Origin of the sequence: Bradyrhizobium sp. LMG 9283, from assembly GCF_045571415.1 — a bacterium.
Lineage (GTDB): Bacteria > Pseudomonadota > Alphaproteobacteria > Rhizobiales > Xanthobacteraceae > Bradyrhizobium.
Window position 1 is genome coordinate 1,616,703 of record NZ_CP120691.1, and the last position, 16,697, is coordinate 1,633,399.

Below are 16,697 nucleotides of genomic sequence, written 5' to 3' on the forward strand. Positions count from 1 at the left end.
GAAAGGAGAGACGATGTTGACACATCCCACCCACAACCGCCTCGTCGCACTCGGGCTTAACGGCATGGCGAAGGCCCTCGACGAACAGCAGCGACAGCCCGACACCGCCACGCTGGCCTTCGAGGAGCGCCTCGCACTGCTGGTCGACCGTGAGGCGACCGAGCGCGAGAACAAGCGGCTGATCGCTCGGTTGCGGTTCGCCAGCCTCCGGCAGAACGCCGTCGTCGAGGATATCGACATGAAGGCGCCGCGCGGGCTCGACAAGCCGCTGTTCCAAAAGCTCGTCGCCGGCGAATGGATCGACCGGCATCAGAACCTGCTCATCATCGGCCCAACCGGCGTCGGCAAGAGCTGGATCGCTTGCGCCTTGGGCCACAAGGCCTGTCGGGACAACCGCTCCGTGCTCTATCAACGGCTGCCGCGGCTGTTCGAGGCGCTCACCCTCGCGCGGGGCGACGGCCGCCATGCTCGCCTCCTCAGGACCCTGGCCCGCGTCGAGCTTCTGGTCCTCGACGACTGGGGACTTGCCCCGATGACTGCCGAGCAGCAACGCGACCTCTTGGAGATGATGGAGGATCGCCATGGCCGCGGCTCGACCGTGGTGACAAGCCAGCTCCCGGTCGAGCATTGGCACGAGCTCATCGGCAACCCAACCATTGCCGACGCCATCGTCGATCGCCTCGTGCACAACGCCCACAGGCTTACCCTCAAGGGCGAGAGCCTACGCAAGGCCGCCGCCAAGCGTCAGACGCTTGACGACGAGCCCGCCAACTGACCTGATGACGACGTCGTCGCGAGAGCCCGCCTCGGCAGGCGGCCGGGATCATCGGAATCCATGGCCGGCTTCAATCGGTACAGGCGGCCGGCTTCGCTTGGAATCTACGGCCGACTTCGTCGGAATGCGCATCGAAATTCCGATCTCGCTTCATCGCATCGACGAGCTTGCCGATTATCGCCGGCTTCAACACGCTTCAGCGTGACGAAGTACAAGGAAGGGTCCGAGAGTTTATCAGGGCCTGCTACCGGGAGGCCAACCAGCAAGGGGTCGGCAAGTTTGGATTAAGGTCGATCGACGCGCCAATCTATGCCGATGGCTCGCTCACGATCGCGGACACCGCAACCAGGAGCATCTGGGACGAGGCTCCGATGTAGGAGCACTTGGCCCGCGGGCTCACGCTGGCGGGCTTTCTCTATTGCAGCCCTCTCAGGCAAGGTGAGAAGGGAGACAAGGGCGATCCAGGGACGGTCAATATACGCGCAGTGCAAGCTGATGGCGCCGTCAATTGCGACAACAGCGAAACCCTTGTCTCGGTGTTTTGTCCCGGTGGTGGGAGCGCAGATGGCGCTAAGTGTGGCACTTCACCGACGGTTGGTCTTTGCCTGAAAAAGTGAAATTTGGAGGAGGGCCCGCTGGTCCAGACTGGCGGGCCTTCGTGCTACAGTCTATCAGTGCTCGGTAATCCTGGGCATCACGCTAGTTGACAGCGGTGCTAAGCGCTTCGCAAGTTATTGACAAGGGCGCGAGACATCCCGCTCGGGGGCTCATGCCATTCCTCTCCTTGTTAGATGTGGGAGATTGGGAATGATTAGGCTTATCTTTTTTGCTTCCCTTACGTTGGCTCTGGCCGCCGGCGCTGTGCAGGCTCAGCAGGGCATGTCGCGTAAAGGCTTTGTCCGAAGTTTAGATAGCTGCAGGCAGCTTGCTGCCGAACGTGGGTTCTCGAGCGCGGGCGGGATAATGAAGGGGCAAGGTCGCGCAAAGCGAGAGTTTGTCATCAACTGCATGCGCGGCAAGCAAACCTGAGCAAAGGCATTGATAACCCGCCGGCTCCCAGGGCCGCTGGCCGCTCTAATCCATTGGTGGACCTCTCTGTCCTATTGCGGGCGATCTGCAACGGAGTGACGCAGTGGGCCCTCATGGTCCAAGATAGCGGCAAGATCGCGCAGATCGATCCAGCCGCCGCAGGTCGGTTGACCTTGCCCCACGGGCTTAATCCAGTTTGAAGTTCGTTCTGGCCCACGACAAGGACCAGAGCATGAAGCGCAGCCGCTTTTCGGAAGAGCAGATCATCGGGATTTTGAAGGAGCACGAGGCCGGCGTTTCGGTTGCCGACCTGTGCCGCAAGCATGGCGTCAGCGACGCCAGCATCTACAAATGGAGGGCGAAGTTCGGCGGTATGGAGGTGTCGGAGGCTAAGCGGCTGAAGGCGCTGGAGGATGAGAACACGCGGCTGAAGCGGCTGCTGGCGGATGCCATGCTCGACAATGTCGCGCTGAAGGACTTGCTGGGAAAGAAATGGTGACGCCCGCGAGGAGGCGGAAAGCTGTCGCCCATCTCATGGATGCCCACGGGATGAGCGAACGGCGGGCGTGTAAAACCATCGGCAGCTGCCGCATGACTGTGAGATACAAGACGATCCGGACGGACGATGGCGGCCTTCGCCAGCGCATGAAGGCGATCGCGCACGAGCGCCGCCGCTTCGGCTATCGGCGCGTGCATGTCCTGCTCAAGCGGGAGGGCTATAGGGTCAACCACAAGAAGCTGTTCCGGCTGTACCGGGAAGAGAAGCTTGCAGTGCGCCGCCGTGGCGGCCGCAAGCGCGCCATCGGGACCAGGGCGCCGATGACGGTGCCGATGGCGCCGAACGAGCGCTGGTCGCTCGACTTCGTGTCGGATCAGCTGACCTGCGGCCGCCGCTTCCGCGTCCTCACCGTGGTCGATGACTGCACCCGCGAGTGCCTGGCGCTGGTGGCCGATACCTCGCTCTCCGGCATCCGCGTGGCGCGGGAACTGGACCGGCTGATGATCGAGCGCGGCAAGCCGAAAATGGTGGTCAGCGACAACGGCAGCGAGCTGACCAGCAACGCCATCCTGACATGGGCGGATCAGAGCCGCGTCGCCTGGCACTACATTGCGCCGGGCAAGCCAATGCAGAATGCCTTCATCGAGAGCTTCAACGGCCGGCTGCGGGATGAATTGCTGAACGAGACGCTGTTCACGTCACTGGCCCAGGCTCGCGTCGCACTCGGATGCTGGCGGGCCGATTACAACGATGCCCGACCCCACTCGCAGCTCGGATGGAAAACGCCCTCCGAGTTCGCCTTCACCTGTCACCCGCGCCGGGATCTGGCGCTGCGCTATGCCGAAGGCTCCGCGCCAGCTCCCGTCGCTCCCACCGCCCAACCGGGCAAATCCAACGACCGGAGCGAACTCAGGATTGGATAAAAGTTGGGGGCAAGGTCACGGTCATTTCAGGAAGTGCTCGGCTTCGTCTGCGGGCGGCTTGCCGACGCGCTTGCCCATGAATTTTCCGCGAGGGAGTTTCATGGCACCTTCCCGTGCGCCTCTTTTGTAAGCCATCACAGCTCCCGTTCCGTCGCGGGATGGCTACGATTCTTGACCTTGATCCAGAATTTTTGCCGGCCGCCGCGGTAAGGCCGATCGCGATGTTTGGATACAAGCCCTTCGAGACCCATGCGGCAAGCCGCTCGGAAGAGGTCGGGACCGATCTCGCCCCGCTCGAAGGGCGCCACGGTGATGCCGTCTGGCCGCCGTGCCAATAGCCTCTCTAGGTTTGTCTTGCGGAGGTGCAGAGGCAGATCGCGCAAGTCGTCGCCGTCCATCGCCAGAATATCGAAGGCGTAGAGCTGCACCTCATGGTCGTATTGCCGGCTGTGCAACGCGTTGAAGTCGCTGATGCCGTCCACCCCAAGGATCACGGCCTCGCCATCGATCACAAAGCGCTTCTGCCGGTTCTTGAGCGCCGCCTCGGCGATCCAGGGATAGCGCTTGGTCCAGTCGGTGCCGTTGCGCGAGAGTAGACGCACGCGCTCGTTCTCCCGGATGACTAGCATCCGGTAGCCGTCGTGCTTTACTTCGTGGATCCAATCGGGCCTCGAGGGGACTTGCTTAGCGGCGGTAGCCAAGCAAGGCTCGTACGCCATACGCATGGGCCGAAGATAAGATTTCCCGCTGATTTTACGAGTCGGGAACAAGTGGCAATTTGGCGAATTGGCTCTCTGCTCCGGTGTCCCCAAGAGCCCCCTGAAGCCGGAGCAGTCCCCCACGGCCTCAGCTGCTGCCCAGCTGGGGTCGCCCTTTTTTAAGGCCGTCCGGGTCACAGTGGCGGGCCACTGTCATTTCGCAGAGGGCGGCTTCTCCGCAGGAGAAGAAGTAAGCAAACGTAGCACTTGTTCAGCTCGTTCTTGGGTCAAATTGGCCGCCCAGCCTGTCCCGAGCAGTGCTGGGCCCTTGCGTTCTCGGTCGTAGACCATCCAACCTTTGCCTCCTATTCGAACGAAAAACCGGCTCTGCGATGGAACTTCGTCAGTCAATAAAGCATGCTCCCGAATTGCCCTCCAGCTAGCAGGGAGCGCATTCAGTTTTGAAGTTCATTCACGTATGTAAATCGCGTCGGGAGAAAGCGGCGATGCCCCAACTTTTCTTGCGGGGCCGGGACTTGCCGGCGGTGGCCAGGCAGAGTTCGTACGCCATACGCATGAAGACGAAATAGGCGCAGACTCCGGAAAAAACGAATCTAAACGGCCGCGGTTTAGCAGGGTCGAACCGGCAAATCGCGGAGACGGCCGTAGCGATTCCGCTAAGCGGGAGCCTTGTTCCCGCTCCGACTTGCTTAGTTGGGCAGTAGATCGGACGCTTTTACCCCGGCCAAGCTGTGATAGTTCTTGCAGTGACCAATGGCTTTGGTGGCGACATGAAGCTTGGTCGACTGCGGGTAGGACCACAGCAAAGTCGTTGCAGCAGCGAAGAAGGTAACAGCCGCGATTAAGATCGTGCGCATGGGAAACCTCTAGCTCTGGCTTCCCCCGATTGAGGGTTCGTCCGGCGGCCCGAGTAAAGGTTCAATGGGAAAGCGCAGAATCTGACCGCGCCCGTATGCGAGTTCCTCACCTGCCCACGAAAAGGCCTCAGCTCTCTAAGGAGCCACGGCCAGCACGCACGGGAGGAGAGTCCAAGGCTAACTGCCTCTTCATTTTGATGACGTCCGGGCAGCAGCCGGAAGAAGGTCGAGCCGCGTTCGATGAAGGGCGTGGCGTTCGGCTTTTAGGAACTAGCGCTCCCGCAGCGGGTTCTATGATCCGTCTTTGCTGGCGTGGAGTCCGACTAGGCCCCAGGTTTGTCCCCGGACTGGGGCCTTCGTTTTGCGTCCGATTTAAGTTTGAATGCACAAGGGATGGTTTTGCGGGATGAAACAGCGTTTGCCGATCCAGACGGTGGCAGACCTCTCGGTCCCAGCTCGTTTTTCGATCCGGAAAAACCTCCAGGCTGGGGCCGATGTGGTCTACGCCGGGCGTAAGCCGTCCCATCAGTACCAGCCCATCTTGAAACAGAGACCAAGCCAACCAGCGAGCGCGACTAGAGCGGCAATGTTGATGTACTTCTGAGCGTTCTGCATCTTTGCACCGCCATCGACGGCGCCCCGCAATTCGGAACAATGGTGGTTGGTCACTGCCCGTTCCGCCTCTCCGCCCTTGACCGGATCAACAAGGTTCCGGTTGCCCGGCTCACCGTCGGAGCTCGGGGTTCTCCACCTTAGGTGCGTTGGCGTGTTCTTCTCGAGCTGCGGGACCATGCGGGCGGGGTCGGGAGCGCCCGGAACGCCCCGCGGGCCGAGCAGCTCACGCGTAATGTCATCCTCGGTTCTTTCCGGCTCGACGCCGTTAATGGGCCGCTGTCGCACGGGCGCGAGCTCCTGATGCGCAGCGGCAAGCTCAAGCCACCTCAGGCTTGAAGGTCTGCGGCTGCTGCTCTGGTGGCGGCATTTTGAAAGGAATGGGGAACGTCGTGCGCGCGAGGCTTACCAGCGCCGCTCGTTCCTCGGAGAGACGGCTTTCGATGTACTCGCGCTCCAGATCGGAAAGGCGGGTCTTGAGCAGCCGGTGGTAGCGGTGAATGTTATTGCGGTGGGTGCGCAAGCGGGCGAGCTTTTCTTCGAGTGTCATCATCGTCGTCCTCGACGGTTACAAGCAATCCTTTCCAAAAGTGGTCGGAGGAGCCCCCTCCGGCGCAAGACTTAGAGAGGCTTGATCTACTTTCAAGATGGATAGGAATTTTAGGGCGAGAAGGCCGGACCGGCCGCTGCTTGGGAGGACATCAGATAGGGAGCAAAGCTCTACCCGGTTCTTCGGCGCTGGGTGGCTTCCGCCCTAGCCGGCGCCCCGCCTGTGGTATCGGCGGTAAACCTTGCGACCCGACGAGGGCCGCTCCATACTTCGATCACCGGGTGCGCTTCGAGGAATTTCACAGCTCGACGGTTAGCATCATCGTCGCAGCCGCACTCCAGCTCATAGGTCGCATGAGCGACACCCCACAGATCGAGTGCATATGCCACGTAACGCATGGTCGTTGCACACGGGGAGGACTACGGCTGATCGATTTGGTCTCGCCAGCCTAACGACTCGTGCGCGCCCCGTTCGTTCCTCCTGGTTCGAGTTTTCCGCTCCAGAGCAGGACAGCGCGTCAAGTGTCGCGCCACCGCGGGGTGGCTGCGGTTCTTGAACTTGATCCCGTACTTTTGCCGGCCGCCGTGGTATGGGCGATCGCGGACGGCCGCGTCCAGGCGCGGCAGGTCCGCCGCTCCGGTTGCCATTATGCCGCGGGCCGCGATGGAAACCGGCTCGGCGATCATACGGTTGATTTGGCATAGAAAACCTCCAATGGAGGGGGTGTCATGCAGAATTGGCAAGAGAATTGGACAAACGCCAACTTTTGTGACGTTGCGAACCTGATCCTCGGCGCGGTACTGTTCGTTTCGCCCTGGATATTCAGTTTCGATGCCGGGACGGTCTCTCAAAACGCCGTTATCACCGGTATCGCCATCGCGATCCTTGCGATCGCGGCGCTGGCGGCATTCGCAGCGTGGGAGGAGTGGCTGAACCTAATCGTCGGCTTGTGGGCGTTGGTATCGCCCTGGGTATTGGGCTTCCAGGGAACCACCGCAATGACGGTGCATGTGATCATCGGCGCGGCGGTCGCGATCCTGGCAGCCATCGAGCTCTGGATGATGTCCCAGAAGCCGCCGCGGCTTACCACCCGTAGCTGAGAGGCTGGGATCGTCTGGCTCGTGGCATAGCTTCGCCGTCATCGGCAAAACCATGTCCTGGCGAGCGGATGTAAGTCGGTGCGCACCTCGGGGCCGGCACGGGGCGCGCTGGTCTACTCAGCGCGGTCGGCCTTGGCTCGGCAATCGCACATAAGTCCCGCTCTCGTGCAGCTCGAGCCAGCCTTGCTGGACAGCGTATTTGATGCCAGCGCCGAACTCAGATCCGCTGCCTTTCAGGGTGTAGAGGAATGGCGCGTTGATCTTCTCGATATGAATGCGGCCGTCCTGGACCGGCTCGATGTTGGACGCGAGCTGGACAAGCTTCCGCGCTGCGGCTTCAGGATCCGCATAGGGGCGGGCCTCAACGTGCTTCATGCCGCCGCCTGATCTTCCTTCGACTCGCCACGGGCCACTATCTTCAGGGCTTCATCGGGCAAGGGCCGCTGCAGCGCCTTCGCCTCGTCCCACGGCGCGCGCATCCAGACGTCCCATTCTTCATCGGTGGTGAGGATGGCCGGCATGGCCTTGGGATGGATCGGCTCGACCACTGCGTTTGGTGCCGTCGTCAGGAAGCCGTAGACCACATGCGGCCCGGGGATCGGCTTCGACTTCGTGCCACGGTCGCCGTTGAAGGTCGTCCAGATGCCCGCGAAGGCGAACAGGGGCCGCTCGTCGGCCAGAGCGAACCAGATAACGTCCTTCTTTCCGGTCGCAGGGTCCGGCTCTGGCGCGTATTCCGAAAAACTGTTCGCCGGCACCAGACAGCGGTTCTCCGGCTTGAGCCAGGCGCGCCAGTGCGGCGAGGCGGTATTGCGCACGTTAGTGACCGGAGGCCCACCGACGCGTGGCGGTGGCGGCATGCCCCAGCGCATCATCGTCATCTCGCGCTGACCATCGCCGGCGCATGGCGGACTAGATTTGCTCAAGTTGAGTTCTTCGCATTTTGACCGAACTACGACATTTGGTTGTGCGGTGCGGCAATGGCTGTCATGGCGGTTTCAAGCCTCTATCATTGTGCCCGCCTGGACCGCTACGATGCCGCCTGAGAGCTTGGGAGCGGACATGAGACGGCGCGAGTTCATCACGCTTCTTGTCGGTGCGGCACCTCTGTGGCCGCTTGCGGCGAGCGCGCAACAATCAGCGGTACCTATAATTGGTGTGCTGTCCGTGGGGTCACCTGACACGGCGAGCCCTTATGACGCAGCGTTCGAAAGAGGTCTCGCGGAGAGTGGTTACATGGTCGGAAGAAACGTCACGATAGAACGTAGGTGGGCACGAGGAAACCACGATAGGCTTCCGGAGCTCGCACAAGAGCTCTTGCACCTCAATCCGGCCTTGATCATCGGAGGGGGCAATGTGGCTGCGCTCGCCGCGAGGAGGGCAACTTCAACCATTCCGATCGTATTCGTAATCGCGTCAGACCCGGTGAAGCTCGGGCTGGCAAAGAGCTTCGCTCATCCCGGAGGCAACGCCACGGGCATATCTATGATGACAGCGACGCTTGTCCTTAAGCGTCTTGAACTGATTCAGGAGCTGCTCCAGCAAAACGCTACCGTCGGATTTTTGGTAAACCCCGACAATCAAGACCTGCTGCAGGAAATCGACGATATTGCCCGTTCGACCGGGCGGCCCTTGAAAGTCGCAAAGGCGCGCAACCCGGATGCCCTCGAACCAGCATTCAGGCAGCTAGTCAGTGCCCAAGTCGGGGCGGTGCTCGTCAGCAACGATGCGATGTTTTTTAACCTGCGTGCGCAAATTGTCGCATTGGCCAATCGTCATTCGCTTCCGGCCTCCTACGAATTCCGCGAATTTCCGGCGGCTGGTGGCTTGATGAGCTACGGGCCCAGCCTTGTCGGAACTTTTCAAAAAATCGGCACTTACGCCGCACGTATTTTAAAAGGTGCTCGGCCGGATGATCTGCCCATTCAGCAGCCTACGGAGTTCAATTTGGTTCTCAACTCGGCAACCGCGCGCTCCTTACGCATCCAAATCCCCCCATCGCTGCTCGCCCGTGCCGACGAGGTGATCGAATAAGGCGCGATTTCCGTTGTCGGCCCGAAGGCGAAGACCGCGATGGCGCCCGGCACGTCAGCAGCCGAGGCCAGACCGGACGTGGTGGGCGACGCGGCCAAATCGACGCGAATGACCCAACTGCGACATAGGCATAGATGCGACGGCCCAAGGCCGGCTCGCTGAACGATCTCCTTACAGGCAGAAATGCTGTCCAAATTGGGGTGTGGGCCGCGCTGTGTTTCAGCAGTAAGCTGCCCTACGCGCGGGATATGGCCCGCGTGCCTCTTTGACGAAATTCTAGAGGCGTACATTCGATTGATCCAAGGACCTAGTCTGCGAGTATGCCGGACTTGGTCGAGACGCGGTACCCCGGCACGCCTATCAGTGCGAGGTCGAATGTCGGTAAACCCAAAACCGCCGCAGCATGATCTTCCGCGCCGTCGCCGAAGGCTCGGAGACGACCGTTGGTCGCCTGCAGGCGTTTTTTATTTGGAGGAAGGGTCATGAACCTCAAGCAAATTGCAAACGGCATCTGGGCAATCGCGTGCCTCATCGGGGCCACTATGTTTTTGCCGGACGTTGGTCAGGCTCAGGATGCGAAGGTCAAGTCCGCGATGGAGCTCCTGGAATCGACGGCGACTAAACTAGGTCCGCCTAAGATCGAAGGGACAGAGGCTGTCGGCGGCAAGCCGGCGCCTGCCATCTATTTTGGTTCAACCAAGATGAACAACAATTTCGAGGTCGTTGATGACGTCGTAAAGCAGGCTCGGGGGACGGCCACCATCTTCGTGAAGAGTGGTGACGAGTACATCCGCGTCGCCACTAATGTGAAGAATGATGGCTCGCGAGCGATTGGAACAGTCCTGGATCCGAAAGGCAAAGCCATTGAGGCCATCAGGAGAGGCGAAGCTTTCTATGGGGAAGTAGACATTCTCGGCAAACCCTACATCACAGGGTACAAACCGATACTGGATTCTTCGAAAAACGTGATTGGAATCTACTATGTAGGTTATTTGAAGTAGCCCGTTCGTCTGCCCCCGTCGGAATTGGCGCCAACCATGGAGAGTAGCTCGGGGCGATATGTGACGCCGCTACCAGCGACGCAACTGCGGCCCGCAACGAGAGACATCCGCCACTCTCGCGCGGGCCATGGTTCACGGGCGGATGGTGCAGTTGATGGGACGGCCGCTTGCGGCCCGATGCTGCCTAGCTCGAACCCTGCCCCAGCGTCGGCTGCTCAGTGTAAATCGGAAGCGGCTTGCACGCGGCGCAGACCGTGATTCTGACTCGAACCGGACCATTGTGAGTCGCCACCTTATCCCCGCGCGGGATATGATGTGTCCGATCCTCGGTGTGCGGGCTGCCAGACGCTGGTGTGTTCGGCACTCCAACGCCTCCGCCCTGGAGGGCGTTTTCGCCTGATGCTTTGCGGCAGCAGAGGCCACCTAAAGGGAGGATTGGATCATGTTTATTTGCGAGTGCAACGCAATGCATCGACGAGATGTAGTCTGCGGCGGCGGTGCTGCCTTGTTCAGCGCCGTGGTGGCGACGCTACTCGGCAGCGGAAAGCCTGTACGCGCAGAAGCGGTCGCCGGTAGGGTTCCGGAGATCGATCGTGTGGCAGTGCGGGTGGTCGTCGACAGCTACCAATTCGCTGTCGCCCCGAGCCGCAAGGTTTCCGATGTTGAGATTGAGCACTTCGGCTGGGGCATCGGCGATGGCAAGCCGCCGGGCAAAACGTTGATCAGTGAATTTGGACTGTCGATGCACGTCGAATCGCGGCGCGGCGCCGAAACACGACATGTCCTAGTCGATTTCGGCTTCACACCGGACGCGCTGGTCAACAACGCCAATCTCGTAGGCATCGACCCGGCCGCGCTTGATGCCCTTGTGTTGAGCCACGGTCACTACGATCATTTTGGCGGTCTCGCCGGCTTCCTGAAACAAAACAGCGGCAAGCTCAAAGCTAAGCTGCCGATTTACGTCGGCGGCGAGGACGCATTCTGCTCCCGCGAATGGACGGCTCCGCCGGTGCGCGGCGACTTCGGAGCCTTGGATCGCAAGGCACTGGAAGACGCGAATGTTGCGGTCACTTATGTGGAAGAACCGGCACTGGTGGCGGATCACGGCTTCACCACGGGGCACATCGGCCAAACGAGCTTTGAGAAGCTGCTGTCCCCCAGCGCCATGAAGATCGGCGTGCACCACGGCATTGGATGCTATGCCGATAAGCTTCCGGAGGATGAACGGACGAAGGCTGTCGTCCCGGACCAGTTCCGGCACGAGATCGCCACGGCCTTCAATCTAAAGGGCCGCGGGTTGATCGTGTTGACGTCTTGTAGCCATCGCGGGGTCATCAATGCGATCAAGCAAGCCCAGGCGGCTTCGGGTATCAGCAAGGTTCACGCCGTGATCGGCGGGTTCCACCTCGCGCCCTACAAGGAGGACTATGTGCGCGACACGATCACAGCACTGAAGGGGATCGACATCGACTACGTCATTCCACTGCACTGCACTGGTGAGCCGTTCTACGAAATGGCAAAGGCCGAGATGCCGAACAAGCTCCTGCGCTCCTACACGGGTACACGCTTCATCTTCGCTAGCTAAGCAAGGACAGCACGCAATTCTAGCGCTCGCGGCCGTGAACGGGTGCAATTTCTTGCGGCTTTCGCAGTTAGTACAGCATTATACACCGCAGAACGGAGGGTTTTGCGAAAACCCTCTTCATCGCCTGCTTAGCCGAAGAAGTAGCAGACGATCGGTTGTCGGTCGATCGCCGAGCTACCCAGAATGTGGCGCAGCAGGCCGAGCTGCGGCCGGTGGACTTAAGCACGCCTGCAGAAGCGTCAAGCTGGCTCGACGCCGTGGCGAGCGAGGTCAACGCTGACCTTGCCCCCAAGTTTTATCCATTCCTGAGTTCGCCCCGGTCGTTGGATTTGTCCATTTGGGCGGTGGTAGCGACGGGAGCTGGCGCGGAGCCCTCAGCATAGCGCAGCGCCAGATCCCGTCGCGGGTTGCAGGTGATGGCGAACTCGGACGGCGTCCTCCATCCGAGCCGTGAGTGTGGTCGTGTGTCGTTGTAATCCGCGCGCCAGCATCCGAGCGCGACGCGGGCCTGGGCCAGCGAGGTGAACAACGTCTCGTTCAACAATTCATCCCGCAGCCGGCCGTTGAAGCTCTCGATGAAGGCGTTCTGCATGGGCTTGCCTGGCGCGATGTAGTGCCAAGCGACGCGGCTCTGATCGGCCCACGTCAGAATGGCGTTGCTGGTGAGTTCGGTGCCGTTGTCGCTAACCACCGTCTTGGGCTTGCCGCGCTCGGTGATCAGGCGGTCCAGTTCCCGCGCCACCCGGGCGCCCGAGAGCGAGGTATCGGCCACCAGCGCCAGACACTCGCGGGTGCAATCGTCGACCACGGTCAGAATGCGGAAGCGACGGCCGTCGGTGAGCTGATCCGACACGAAGTCGAGCGACCAACGATCGTTGGGGGCTATCGGCGCCATCATCGGTGCCCTGGTCCCAATTGCCCGCTTGCGGCCACCACGGCGGCGTACCGCGAGCCTCTCTTCCCGGTAGAGCCGGAAGAGCTTCTTATGGTTGACCAGATAACCCTCCCGCTTGAGCAGCACGTGCAGGCGGCGGTAACCGAAACGGCGACGTTCCTGGGCGATCGCCCTCATGCGCTGGCGAAGGCCGGCATCATCTGCGCGGGTCGCCTTGTATCTTATCGTCATGCGGCAGCAGCCGATGGCTTTACACGCCCGCCGTTCGCTCATTCCGTAGACGTCCACGAGATGGGCGACAGCTTTCCGCTTGGCAGCGGGCATCACCATTTCTTTCCCAGGAGATCTTTCAAGGCCGCATTGTCCAGCATGGCGTCGGCCAAGAGCCGCTTCAGTCGTGTGTTCTCGTCCTCCAGGGTCTTCAGCCGCTTGGCCTCCGACACCTCCATCCCGCCGAATTTTGCCTTCCATTTGTAGATGCTGGCGTCACTGACGCCATGCTTGCGGCACAGATCGGCGACCGAAACGCCAGCTTCGTGCTCCTTCAAAATCCCGATGATCTGCTCTTCCGAAAAGCGGCTGCGCTTCATGCTCTGGTCCTTGTTGTGGGCCAGAGCGAACTTCAAGCTGGATTAAGCCCGTGGGGCAAGGTCAACGCGTTGGCCGAACAGACGGCGAAGGCCACTGGCAGGTCGGAAGCATGCAGGAGGCCGCCGGAAGATCGGTCGCAGCCAAGAACGCATCGGCAAGTCGATCCATCTCGCATCGCGATGCAAGCCTCAGCGGAGGCGATCTTTTCAACCGAGGTGCCGGCGAAACATCTGAGGACGCTCACGCCTGGCTGGATGCTCTGTCATTGAAATCTCGTGCGCAGACAGCGAGGCCCGGAAGATATCCCGAGTTTCCCGAGCCTCATTGTTTCCAGCTGGGGTGGTCAGGCGTGGCATTCGCCCTTTGCAGCGAAGTCTTTATGGTAGAATTGACTAGCGCGAACAACTCAGCAAATGGTGCACCGGAAAACCACAGTGGCGCTCTGCGGGATGGAAATGACGAACTCGCAAATCCAGCCAAGAACATTAGCGGTTAAATGCAGTCCCTTGAGCGCCATGAGGCCTGGCTCGAGGATCATCGCTATCTCAACATGGATCTGTTGAAGGAGCACAAGAAGGAGGCGTTACGCCAGGCGGCCTGACGATGCTCAGGCCCACCAAGGGGATGCACGCCACCCCTCTCCGCCGCCGTCGCTCGCCAGCGCTACGCTTTTGGGCAAGCGAGCGACGGCGGCTCCGAGGGATGGCTCGGCCGGACCCCATGATCAATTTTGCTGAACTTGACGCACACAGGGCGGAAAGTGCTATCCAGCGCAGCTTCGAAGTGCAGGCCAGCCTGCTGGGAGTCCCTGGCGTGAGCCGGGCTATCGTTTATCTACTCGTGTTATCCAACGAATGTGCCGCAGCCCTACGACGATCTGAGCTCGATGGATCGCATTGAGGGCGGCCGCCTGTTCTAACCCGAGTCGCCTCAGCTGAGCCAGGTAAGCGGCTCGCCGCAATCATTGCGAGAGCCGAGCGAGCCCACGAAGTAGACACCGTCCAATATATGATCGGGCCACGCAGCAAGTCGCTGCGGGGCTCCGACCGCGTCAGCGTTGGTGTCCCAGACCGATGCCCAACGCGAGGGCTTTTTGACGTAGTGCGCCGATCGTGCGCTTCATCTCCTTCGAGATCTTCACAACTGGCGTTCGGTTCTTCGAGTGTTGCTTGAGAGCACGCAACTCAACAGGGGTCCACTCGCGACGCACTCGCTTCTTCTTCGGTGCTTTCAATTTACTCAGCTCCTGAATGACAATATGCCGGGCGCCTGTTAGCACACGGCGACGATCTTTCAACTAACAAATCAGCAAGTGCCCGACATTACTGTCGTGGTCGACGCAACAAACTTGTGAAGTGGGCAAGCGAACTGTCAACGCGAGGCATTCGTTACTCACTTTGAGAAGGCGCTGACAACTCCGTCACTGCCAAAAAAGATCGCGATCGACACCAATCACAGAAAACATCGGCGGAGCCAAGGCAGGCGGCACAGACGCAATCAGCATGTAGAGCGCCCGACCTAACCAACCTCTCAGCATTGTTCACTGCTAGCAAAGCCGGTATAGCGCGCTGGGACCGGAAGTCGCCGGGGAGGTGAAGCTTGCGTCATTATGATGGCCATGATGATGGCCATGCTCGGGCGGATCAAGGTACTACCCAAGCGGCGGCGGCCGCTTCTGTAGCAATGGCTTCTTGCGCGCGGCGGAAAAGGGCCCAGAAATAGGCCCCTCTAACCGCACGTTGCCCGTGCCCTTAGAAGTCCATTGCGCCAGGACCGGCGGGGACGGGTTGGCCGGCTCCATCCTTCTTCTTGGGCATTTCGGCGACCATGGCCTCTGTCGTGATCAAAAGCCCGGCAATTGAAGCTGCGTCCTGTAGCGCGGACCTTACGACCTTGGCCGGGTCGATGATGCCTTTCGCGAACAGATTACCGTATTCTGCTGTCTGGGCATCGAAGCCCCAGGCGTAGTCCTTGCTCTCAAGCACCTTTCCGACCACCTTCGCCCGCATTCTCCGCGATCTGCCGCGCGGGCCAGGTGAGCGCTCGCTTCACGGTCTCCAGGCCGTGGCGCTGATCGTCGTTTGCGGGCTTGAGCTTCGCCAAGGCCATCGTGGCCCGCAGCAGCGCCACTCCGCCGCCCGGAAGAATACCTTCTTCAACGGCGGCGCGCGTTGCATGCATTGCGTCGTCGACGCGGTCTTTCCGCTCCTTGACCTCGATTTCGGTCGCGCCCCCCACCCGGATCACGGCGACGCCGCAGGCAAGCTTTGCCAGCCGTTCCTGCAGCTTTTCACGATCATAGTCGGAGGTGGTTTCTTCGATTTCGGTTCTGATCTGCTTAATGCGCGCCTCGATCTCCGATTTCTTGCCGGTACCGCTGACGATGGTCGTATTGTCCTTGTCGATCGTGACCTTCTTGGCGCGTCCCAGCATATTGAGCGTGACCTTCTCGAGTTTCGTGCCGAGTTCCTCGGAAATGAAGTTGCCGCCAGTAATGATCGCAATATCCTGCAACATGGCTTTCCGCCGGTCGCCGAACCCGGGCGCCTTGACAGCGGCGACCTTCAATCCAGCCCGCAGCCTGTTCACGACAAGCGTCGCAAGCGCCTCACCTTCTACTTCTTCGGCGATGATAAGCAGGGGCTTGCTGCTCTGCACGATGGCTTCCAGCAAGGGCAGCATCGGCTGCAACGCTGAGAGCTTCTTTTCATGGATGAAGATGTATGGATCGTCCAGCTCGGCCCGCATCTTTTCCGTGTTGGTGGCAAAATAGGGCGAGATGTAGCCGCGGTCGAATTGCATGCCTTCGACGACCTCCAGCTCGGTCTCGAGTGACTTGGCTTCCTCCACCGTGATCACCCCCTCGTTGCCGACTTTCTTCATTGCATCGGCCAGGAAGCGTCCGAATTTGCTTGTCACCATTGGCGGAAATCGTCGCGACCTGCGCGATTTCGTCGTTTGACGTAAGCTTCTTCGTATTCTTTTTTAGTTCATCGACGACCGCGTCGACCGCGAGATCAATACCACACTTAAGGTCCATGGGATTCATGCCCGCTGCGACCGCCTTGGCGCCTTCACGGACAATTGCATGTGCCAGAACGGTAGCAGTGGTTGTGCCATCGCCGGCCTGGTCGGAGGTCCTTGAGGCAACCTCGCGGACCATCTGTGCTCCCATGTTCTCGAACTTGTCCTCGAGCTCTATTTCTTCGCAACTGTTACGCCGTCCTTGGTAATGCGAGGCGCACCGAAGCTCTTTTCAAGCACAACGTTGCGACCCTTCGGGCCTAGCGTCACCTTGACGGCATTGGCCAGAATGTCGACGCCACGCAGCATTTTGTCTCGGGCCTCTGTCGAGAATCGTACCTCCTTTGCGGTCATGATGGTCTCTCCCAAACTTACCTGCGCGACCTCAAGATCACGTGCTCCATGCACTCGAACGTAACGACATCGGCCGTGGGCTTGTCTGGCAACCGTGACATTGGATCGGGAAGATTGGCGCCTGCGGCAAGTGTTATTGGGTTGCGTGC

Annotated in this window: 15 protein-coding genes and 1 pseudogene; 7 read left to right on the top strand and 9 right to left on the bottom strand. The window is 60.4% G+C overall.

Annotation, left to right across the window (positions count from 1 at the left end; genetic code table 11):
- The first annotated feature begins 13 nt into the window (after positions 1-13).
- The 3 genes from istB to P6U29_RS07630 all read left to right on the top strand — a co-directional run bounded on the left by istB (position 14) and on the right by P6U29_RS07630 (position 3,226).
- On the top strand, positions 14-775 hold the full coding sequence (istB, locus tag P6U29_RS07620) for an IS21-like element helper ATPase IstB (RefSeq protein WP_407117028.1): 762 nt from the start codon (positions 14-16) through the stop codon (positions 773-775).
- An 807-nt stretch (positions 776-1,582) separates the two neighbouring features.
- Complete coding sequence (locus tag P6U29_RS07625) at positions 1,583-1,804, top strand: hypothetical protein (RefSeq protein ID WP_407117029.1); 222 nt, start codon at positions 1,583-1,585, stop codon at positions 1,802-1,804.
- Between the two features lie 232 nt (positions 1,805-2,036).
- Positions 2,037-3,226, top strand: a protein-coding gene (locus tag P6U29_RS07630; protein ID WP_407119265.1) for an IS3 family transposase whose coding sequence is annotated in 2 segments (ribosomal slippage) — positions 2,037-2,286 and positions 2,286-3,226 — 1,191 coding nt in all. Because the reading frame shifts where the segments join, the coding sequence is not laid out codon by codon here.
- A gap of 134 nt (positions 3,227-3,360) precedes the next feature.
- Here the strand turns inward: P6U29_RS07630 and P6U29_RS07635 are convergent.
- From P6U29_RS07635 to P6U29_RS07650, 4 genes are all read right to left on the bottom strand, one after another.
- A complete protein-coding gene (locus P6U29_RS07635) occupies positions 3,361-3,951 on the bottom strand; it encodes an RNA ligase family protein (protein WP_407119266.1) in 591 nt (196 codons plus the stop codon).
- Between the two features lie 683 nt (positions 3,952-4,634).
- Entirely contained in the window at positions 4,635-4,802 is a 168-nt protein-coding gene (locus tag P6U29_RS07640) for a hypothetical protein (RefSeq protein ID WP_407117030.1), read from the bottom strand.
- Positions 4,803-5,327: 525 nt separating this feature from the next.
- Complete coding sequence (locus P6U29_RS07645; protein ID WP_407119625.1) at positions 5,328-5,702, bottom strand: hypothetical protein; 375 nt, start codon at positions 5,700-5,702, stop codon at positions 5,328-5,330.
- A gap of 31 nt (positions 5,703-5,733) precedes the next feature.
- Positions 5,734-5,967, bottom strand: a complete 234-nt coding sequence (locus P6U29_RS07650) for a hypothetical protein (protein ID WP_407117031.1) — start codon at positions 5,965-5,967, stop codon at positions 5,734-5,736.
- A 725-nt stretch (positions 5,968-6,692) separates the two neighbouring features.
- On the opposite strand from P6U29_RS07650, the gene P6U29_RS07655 reads away from it, so the two are divergent.
- Positions 6,693-7,064: an SPW repeat protein gene (locus P6U29_RS07655; RefSeq protein WP_407117032.1), complete on the top strand. Its 372-nt coding sequence runs from the start codon at positions 6,693-6,695 to the stop codon at positions 7,062-7,064.
- Between the two features lie 117 nt (positions 7,065-7,181).
- Here the strand turns inward: P6U29_RS07655 and P6U29_RS07660 are convergent, their stop codons facing one another.
- Positions 7,182-7,439 (bottom strand): hypothetical protein, encoded by a 258-nt coding sequence (locus tag P6U29_RS07660; RefSeq protein WP_407117033.1) that lies wholly within the window; start codon positions 7,437-7,439, stop codon positions 7,182-7,184.
- The gene (locus tag P6U29_RS07665) at positions 7,436-7,990 is read right to left on the bottom strand and encodes an SOS response-associated peptidase family protein (protein WP_407117034.1); all 555 of its coding nucleotides are present in this window, start codon (positions 7,988-7,990) and stop codon (positions 7,436-7,438) included. The genes P6U29_RS07660 and P6U29_RS07665 overlap by 4 nt, the downstream gene beginning before the upstream one ends.
- 310 nt (positions 7,991-8,300) lie before the next feature.
- Between P6U29_RS07665 and P6U29_RS07670 the strand changes: the two genes are divergently transcribed.
- The 3 genes from P6U29_RS07670 (at position 8,301) to P6U29_RS07680 (ending at position 11,684) form a co-directional block, all read left to right on the top strand.
- Complete coding sequence (locus P6U29_RS07670; RefSeq protein ID WP_407119267.1) at positions 8,301-9,098, top strand: ABC transporter substrate-binding protein; 798 nt, start codon at positions 8,301-8,303, stop codon at positions 9,096-9,098.
- Positions 9,099-9,580: 482 nt separating this feature from the next.
- Positions 9,581-10,099 carry a Cache 3/Cache 2 fusion domain-containing protein gene (locus tag P6U29_RS07675; RefSeq protein ID WP_407117035.1) on the top strand — a complete coding sequence of 173 codons (519 nt, stop codon included), beginning with the start codon at positions 9,581-9,583 and terminating at the stop codon, positions 10,097-10,099.
- 442 nt (positions 10,100-10,541) lie between these two features.
- Positions 10,542-11,684, top strand: a complete 1,143-nt coding sequence (locus P6U29_RS07680; protein ID WP_407117036.1) for an MBL fold metallo-hydrolase — start codon at positions 10,542-10,544, stop codon at positions 11,682-11,684.
- Positions 11,685-11,979: 295 nt separating this feature from the next.
- On the opposite strand, the gene P6U29_RS07685 is transcribed toward P6U29_RS07680, so the two are convergent.
- The 3 genes and pseudogenes from P6U29_RS07685 to groL form a co-directional block, all read right to left on the bottom strand.
- A protein-coding gene (locus P6U29_RS07685; protein WP_407117037.1) for an IS3 family transposase occupies positions 11,980-13,169 on the bottom strand; the annotation gives its coding sequence in 2 pieces (ribosomal slippage) (positions 11,980-12,920 and positions 12,920-13,169; 1,191 coding nt in all).
- A 1,052-nt stretch (positions 13,170-14,221) separates the two neighbouring features.
- A complete protein-coding gene (locus P6U29_RS07690; protein ID WP_407119268.1) occupies positions 14,222-14,413 on the bottom strand; it encodes a hypothetical protein in 192 nt (63 codons plus the stop codon).
- Between the two features lie 508 nt (positions 14,414-14,921).
- A pseudogene (groL, locus tag P6U29_RS07695) lies at positions 14,922-16,548 on the bottom strand (chaperonin GroEL).
- Positions 16,549-16,697: the final 149 nt, after the last annotated feature.

What these genes read in the sequence shown, in the direction of transcription:
- istB (WP_407117028.1), top strand. Translation starts at nt 14, where the DNA reads ATGTTGACACATCCCACCCACAACCGCCTCGTCGCACTCGGGCTTAAC.
- P6U29_RS07625 (WP_407117029.1), top strand. Translation starts at nt 1,583, where the DNA reads ATGATTAGGCTTATCTTTTTTGCTTCCCTTACGTTGGCTCTGGCCGCC.
- P6U29_RS07635 (WP_407119266.1), bottom strand. Translation starts at nt 3,951, where the DNA reads ATGCGTATGGCGTACGAGCCTTGCTTGGCTACCGCCGCTAAGCAAGTC.
- P6U29_RS07640 (WP_407117030.1), bottom strand. Translation starts at nt 4,802, where the DNA reads ATGCGCACGATCTTAATCGCGGCTGTTACCTTCTTCGCTGCTGCAACG.
- P6U29_RS07650 (WP_407117031.1), bottom strand. Translation starts at nt 5,967, where the DNA reads ATGATGACACTCGAAGAAAAGCTCGCCCGCTTGCGCACCCACCGCAAT.
- P6U29_RS07655 (WP_407117032.1), top strand. Translation starts at nt 6,693, where the DNA reads ATGCAGAATTGGCAAGAGAATTGGACAAACGCCAACTTTTGTGACGTT.
- P6U29_RS07660 (WP_407117033.1), bottom strand. Translation starts at nt 7,439, where the DNA reads ATGAAGCACGTTGAGGCCCGCCCCTATGCGGATCCTGAAGCCGCAGCG.
- P6U29_RS07670 (WP_407119267.1), top strand. Translation starts at nt 8,301, where the DNA reads ATGGTCGGAAGAAACGTCACGATAGAACGTAGGTGGGCACGAGGAAAC.
- P6U29_RS07675 (WP_407117035.1), top strand. Translation starts at nt 9,581, where the DNA reads ATGAACCTCAAGCAAATTGCAAACGGCATCTGGGCAATCGCGTGCCTC.
- P6U29_RS07680 (WP_407117036.1), top strand. Translation starts at nt 10,542, where the DNA reads ATGTTTATTTGCGAGTGCAACGCAATGCATCGACGAGATGTAGTCTGC.